This window comes from Boseongicola sp. (assembly GCF_057460485.1).
The window spans coordinates 1-5,257 of the sequence record NZ_JBVCWP010000265.1; the positions used below are offsets into that span (position 1 = coordinate 1).

6 protein-coding genes and 1 pseudogene are annotated in these 5,257 nt (G+C 56.8%); 1 reads left to right on the forward strand and 6 read right to left on the reverse strand.

Annotated elements, in window-relative coordinates; translation table 11 throughout:
- Nucleotides 1-636 (reverse strand): annotated as a pseudogene (locus AC221Y_RS19855) (hypothetical protein); the annotation flags it as partial.
- Between the two features lie 131 nt (nt 637-767).
- On the opposite strand from AC221Y_RS19855, the gene AC221Y_RS19860 reads away from it, so the two are divergent.
- Complete coding sequence (locus AC221Y_RS19860; protein ID WP_299753058.1) at nt 768-1,322, forward strand: LOG family protein; 555 nt, start codon at nt 768-770, stop codon at nt 1,320-1,322.
- Nucleotides 1,323-1,371: 49 nt separating this feature from the next.
- Here AC221Y_RS19860 and AC221Y_RS19865 read toward each other — a convergent pair whose 3' ends face one another.
- From AC221Y_RS19865 to AC221Y_RS19885, 5 genes are all read right to left on the reverse strand, one after another.
- Entirely contained in the window at nt 1,372-1,635 is a 264-nt protein-coding gene (locus AC221Y_RS19865) for a LysE family translocator (RefSeq protein WP_299753060.1), read from the reverse strand.
- A 110-nt stretch (nt 1,636-1,745) separates the two neighbouring features.
- Nucleotides 1,746-1,970 (reverse strand): hypothetical protein, encoded by a 225-nt coding sequence (locus tag AC221Y_RS19870; RefSeq protein ID WP_299753062.1) that lies wholly within the window; start codon nt 1,968-1,970, stop codon nt 1,746-1,748.
- A 402-nt stretch (nt 1,971-2,372) separates the two neighbouring features.
- Nucleotides 2,373-2,972, reverse strand: coding sequence for a superoxide dismutase (locus AC221Y_RS19875; protein ID WP_299753064.1), 600 nt, complete (start codon nt 2,970-2,972; stop codon nt 2,373-2,375).
- 151 nt (nt 2,973-3,123) lie between these two features.
- Nucleotides 3,124-3,696 carry a sarcosine oxidase subunit gamma gene (locus tag AC221Y_RS19880; RefSeq protein ID WP_486708150.1) on the reverse strand — a complete coding sequence of 191 codons (573 nt, stop codon included), beginning with the start codon at nt 3,694-3,696 and terminating at the stop codon, nt 3,124-3,126.
- Nucleotides 3,689-5,257 (reverse strand): glycine cleavage T C-terminal barrel domain-containing protein (locus tag AC221Y_RS19885; protein WP_486708151.1); only part of this gene is annotated, 1,569 nt, incomplete at its 5' end. The genes AC221Y_RS19885 and AC221Y_RS19880, both read right to left, overlap by 8 nt.

Here is a 5,257-nt window from a genome sequence, read left to right on the forward strand (position 1 = left end):
CTCAGCGGACGCTATCACTGCCGTGGTCGCATCCTCGACCAGAGTGGCCGCATCGCTATTCTCGACGCCAGCAGACGCAGCAGCGAGCTCGTCTGCAACGACTTCGCCTGCATCCTCAACTTCGGCCACAATAACCTTCGGACTTGGTGCCAAAATGACCGACTGATCCGCAAAGGCCTCAGAACCGTCCAAAAACCGCTCAAGCAACGTCAAAACTCGCGGCACATCCGCCGTCCCAAGCGACAACAGCGCCACAAAGCTTCCGCCGCCATCCGCACCTGCCTGACCGGCCTCGGCCCCATCCAACAAAAGCGTCAGCGTTGAATTGGCGTCTGCACGCCCAGCAATAACGGTTTCTCCGTCCGGCTCGACACGTACAATGTCAAACACCGCGCGCGAAGTTCGTTCGACGGGCTCAGCCTCAGTAGCAGTCTCAACGTCAGCCACCACCGCCGGCTCATCTTCGGCCTCAGGTATGACTTCGGTTCTTTCTAAGACGATCTCATCTGCGGCAGGTGCAAGCACATCAACCGGCACCGCAACATCTTCAGTCTCGCTGCCCCGCAAACCAAAGAAAAGCGCCAGCGCCAACAGCGCGACAACCAATACGCCACCACTAATCCAGGTCGCTTTCACGCGCCTCTCCCCTGCCTCTCGGGTCTCATCCCTTTGCGCGATCGGTCCCGTCTCCGCGGCCCACGCTTGAGAGACCATAGCAACCCCGCTATCAAGGGTCAAAACCCGTTTCACATAAAGGAGTTGACCGCGTGCGCCTTCCCCCCTTCTCGGTGTGCGTATATTGCGGCTCGCGCGCGGGCAACGACCCCGATTATCTCGACGCCGCGCGCGACACCGGCAAACTCATCGCACGCGAAGGCTGGCGTCTTGTCTACGGCGCAGGCGACGTCGGGTTGATGGGCGCGGTGGCCCAAGCCGCCACAGACGCTGGCGCCCCCGCAATGGGCATCATTCCCACCCATCTTCTCGACCGGGAAGCCCCCTCGGGCGTGTTTGGCGACAGGATCATCACTGAAACCATGCACGAGCGCAAAAAGGTGATGTTCATGAACGCGGACGCGGTCATTGTGCTGCCGGGTGGTGCGGGCTCACTTGATGAGTTTTTTGAAGTCCTGACCTGGGCGCAACTCGACCTGCACGCCAAACCCATCATTTTGCTCAACGTTAACGGCTATTGGAACCCACTTCTCGCGCTCCTCGATCACGTCATCAACCACGGCTTTGCTGATGCATCGATGCGCGCCCTCTTCCAAAGCGTCGACACTATCGGGGAAATCACCGCGGCAATCGGCGCTAAAAGCTAAACGAAAAGTGGACTGACTTAAGCGACCGGCAACACGCGAACCCTCGGTGTTACGGCTCAGGATCTGGCGTTGCCAGCAATTCAGCCGCCGCGATCATAAGCCCACCGTAAATCTTGTTAACAAGTCCAAACGAGAAGCGTTTCAAAGCGCCTGCCGCGCGCAGGCCAAACCAGCCCCAAATCAATAGGATAACGCGATCGACGACGATATAGGTGATCCCAAGCCGTAAAAGTCGCGGCAAAACTGGTGCGGCCGGATCAATGAACTGCGGGAAAAGTGCAACAAAGAAGACAACCGCAAACGGATTGGCCATCGACGTAACAACCCTTGCCTGAACAGCCGTGACGCGTTTCCCGATGTATTGGCCTCAACGTCGCTGGCGTGATCTTTCGACAAACCCAACGAAACTCAAAACCATTTGATTCACACAAACGCGCTGGCCGAGGTTGTAATAATAGCCGCAAGCCCAAAGGCCGCACCCGTCATCTGCAAACAATTCGCCGTTAGATCACCGGCGATCGTATAGAACCTTCGGCGCAATGCGTGACGAATGCTGTTCGAGATAATCGGCAATTGGCTGGTATCAGGCGGCGTTGCGAAAAACACAGCGGCTGCAGCCAAACAGACAAGGTAGGTTTCCAATGACATGCTTTTTTGGCTCCCACGTCTGTTGAAGCAACGGTAGTCCTCGCTCCTGAATAGAGCAATGCAACGCTGGGGAAACGCTTCCAGCGGGAGCTGAGAGAAAAGCGCCAAAGCGTCCTATCCAGACTGCAGCAATTGGCCTTCGCGGCTCTCAACTCAGCAGAACTTCCTTACCCCGAACTCACGCATCCCAACTGCGAAGGCTCGGTGTTTTCCTTCCATCCAGAAGCGAATTTATTCCTCGCTATCTTCATGATTTTGGCTATCCGGCCTTTGCAATCTGCAAGTCTTACGTGCTCGGTCCAGTTCTTTTGACCTGGTACAGGTGCCGCCAATAAACCGCCGAAAAACGAAAAAAAGCGCGCCTCATGGGCGCGCTTTTCTCATTTAAATTGCCTGCAAAGCTTACATACGGCTTGCAACATTTTCCCAGTTCACCAGGTTGTCGAGGAAATTCGTGAGGTATACCGGACGCTTGTTGCGGAAATCGATGTAGTAGGAATGCTCCCACACATCGCACCCAAGGAGTGCTGTCTGACCAAAGCACAACGGGTTCACGCCGTTTTCAGTCTTGGTTACAGCAAGCGAGCCGTCGGCATTCTTCACAAGCCATGCCCAGCCCGAACCGAACTGACCGGCACCCGCCGCAGAAAACTGCGATTTGAAATCATCGACCGATCCAAAGCTCTCAACCAAAGCGGCGTCAAGCGCGCCCGGCATTCCAGTGTTGCCCGGTCCCATCATCTCCCAAAACTGGTTGTGGTTCCAAAGTTGGCTGATGTTGTTGAAGATGCCGTTCTGCGCAACGGCGTTGGCGTCGTAAGTGCCCTTGATGATGTCCTCAAGCGACTTGTCCGCCCATTCAGTGCCTTCAATCGCCTTGTTGCCATTGGTGACATAGGCGTTGTGGTGCAGATCGTGGTGGTATTCGAGCGTCTCAGCGCTCATGCCTTTAGCGGCAAGAGCGTCGTGCGCGTAGGGAAGATCAGGAAGTGCAAAAGCCATGACATGCCTCTTTGTTATTGGCGTTATCTCTGCCGTGTAACTGTGTCGGTATGCCCCGGTGGTCAAGAGCAACCTTTCTGACGATCAATTAAACTCGGTACTCTTCTGGCCGAAAAAGTCGGCCTAAATGTGCGAAAATCCGTAAATAGCGCTAAAAATACCTTGGCTCCGACCCAGGCTTGGATGCTTGCGTCAATAAGTCAAAAACATACCCTGCAACCGAACGGAAGCACACGACCATAGCGCGGTCTTCGCTTTCAAGCCAAATCGCTGCCGGAACTTGGGCAAGCCGCGTGCGACGCACCTCGCCCACGGGCAAAACGCTGGCGCGCAAGTCCGCCGGTGACAGTTTCGCCAACGCTTCACGCACGCCCGACGCTGTTCCTTTTACGCAAAATGCCGCCCGAGCATCCGAAACGTTCACTGCCAAATGATGGACGCCCGAAAGCCCCGCCGACAAGGCGCCAACGCGCGCGTCGGCTTCGCCGTGTGGGCACACCAACAGCAATTCGTCGGGCGACATCCACAACAACTTCTCCGTGCCCCCTGTCGTCATCTGGCGCTGATCCGGAACATTCAGTCCGAGGAGCGTCGCAACCTTGTCGCGAAACTCCGTGTTCCCATAATCGCCCCGGATCGTGACCATCCCGACCAGCCCGGCCTCTGTCACGTCGACAAATCCGTGCGCCGAAGAACCGGCCAATGCGCTCACTGCCTCAGACATTCTGCTTATCCCCATCGCGATCAAAAAACACCTGATGCACGATCTTCGCCAGCACATACGTGCCATCCACGCGGTTGAACTCCATCACCTCGCCCATCCGATCCGGCCCCAATTCGACCAATCCCATGGCAATCCCACGATCCAGCGTCGGCGAGTGATAGGTCGACGTCACGCGCCCCTGCACCACCCTTTGTCCATTGGCGTTCATGCCTTCGCCAACAGCGTAGGACCCATCCGGCAGCACAGAGCCATCAAGGGTTTCCAGCCCAACAAGCTTCCAGCGGAGCGGATCGGTCATATGGTCGCGCTCTTGAGCCCGCTTCCCAAGAAAGTCCTCTTTTTTCTTCGAGATCGCCCAGTTCAGTCCCAAGTCCTGCGGAATAACCGTGCCGTCTGTCTCGTCGCCAATCATGATAAAGCCCTTTTCGGCGCGCATGATGTGCAAAGCCTCGGTGCCATATGGCGTGATCCGAAACTCCGCGCCGGCTTCCAACAGGGTATCCCAAAACGCACGCCCCTGACTTGCGGGAACCGCAATCTCAAAGGACAACTCCCCTGAAAACGATATCCGGAACACACGCGCTGAAAACTGCCCGAGCGCGCCCTCAGCCCATTGCATGAACGGCAAGCCGTCCTTCGACAAATCCATCCCGCCCAGCTTTATCAACACGTCGCGCGCCTTCGGGCCCACAACGCCTATCTGAGCGTATTGTTCCGTCACATTGGCCACGTAAACCTTCCAGTTCCACCACTCAGTCTGAAGCCATTCTTCCATATGCGCGTGGATACGATCAGCCCCGCCCGTCGTTGTATGACAAAGCCAAGTGTCTTCGTCGATCCGGGCCACCACGCCGTCATCCGACAAAAAGCCGTTCTCCGAACACATCAGACCATACCGGCATTTGCCCACCGCCAGCGTCGACATCATATTCGTGTACATCATATCCATGAAACGCCCGGCATCTGGCCCTTTCACGACCAGTTTGCCAAGTGTCGAAGCATCCAAAAGCCCCACGCTATTGCGGGTTGCCAGCACCTCGCGGTTCACTGCCGTTTGGATGTCTTCGCCCTCTTTCACAAAAGCATAGGGGCGACGCCAATGGCCAACCGGCTCCCAATGGGCACCGTTTGCGTCGTGCCAATCATGGATCGGCGTTTTGCGGATCGGCTGGAACAGATCGCCCCGTGCTTCACCCGCAATCGCGCCCATCGAAATCGGATGATATGGCGGGCGGAATGTTGTCGTGCCGACTTTCGGGATGTCCTGCCCCAGTTGACCCGCAAGAACTGCAAGGCCATTGATATTGCTCAGTTTGCCCTGATCCGTGGCCATTCCAAGCGTCGTGTACCGCTTTGCGTGCTCAACGCTTTCGAACCCCTCGCGTGCGGCCAACTCAACATCCGTCACTTTGACATCGTTCTGGTAATCAAGCCAAGCCTTCGAACGCAGCGCGTAAGATGCTTTTTCGGGCATCGTCCAAACCGGGCGCATCGCCTGCACGGTTTCAGGATCCGCCGTTGCAGCCGCACCAGCCTTCCCCGAAGCCACCACCTGAATGGC

Coding starts and splice junctions, on each gene's coding strand:
- AC221Y_RS19865 (WP_299753060.1), bottom strand. CDS start 1,635: ATGGCCAATCCGTTTGCGGTTGTCTTCTTTGTTGCACTTTTCCCGCAG.
- AC221Y_RS19880 (WP_486708150.1), bottom strand. CDS start 3,696: ATGTCTGAGGCAGTGAGCGCATTGGCCGGTTCTTCGGCGCACGGATTT.
- AC221Y_RS19870 (WP_299753062.1), bottom strand. CDS start 1,970: ATGTCATTGGAAACCTACCTTGTCTGTTTGGCTGCAGCCGCTGTGTTT.
- AC221Y_RS19875 (WP_299753064.1), bottom strand. CDS start 2,972: ATGGCTTTTGCACTTCCTGATCTTCCCTACGCGCACGACGCTCTTGCC.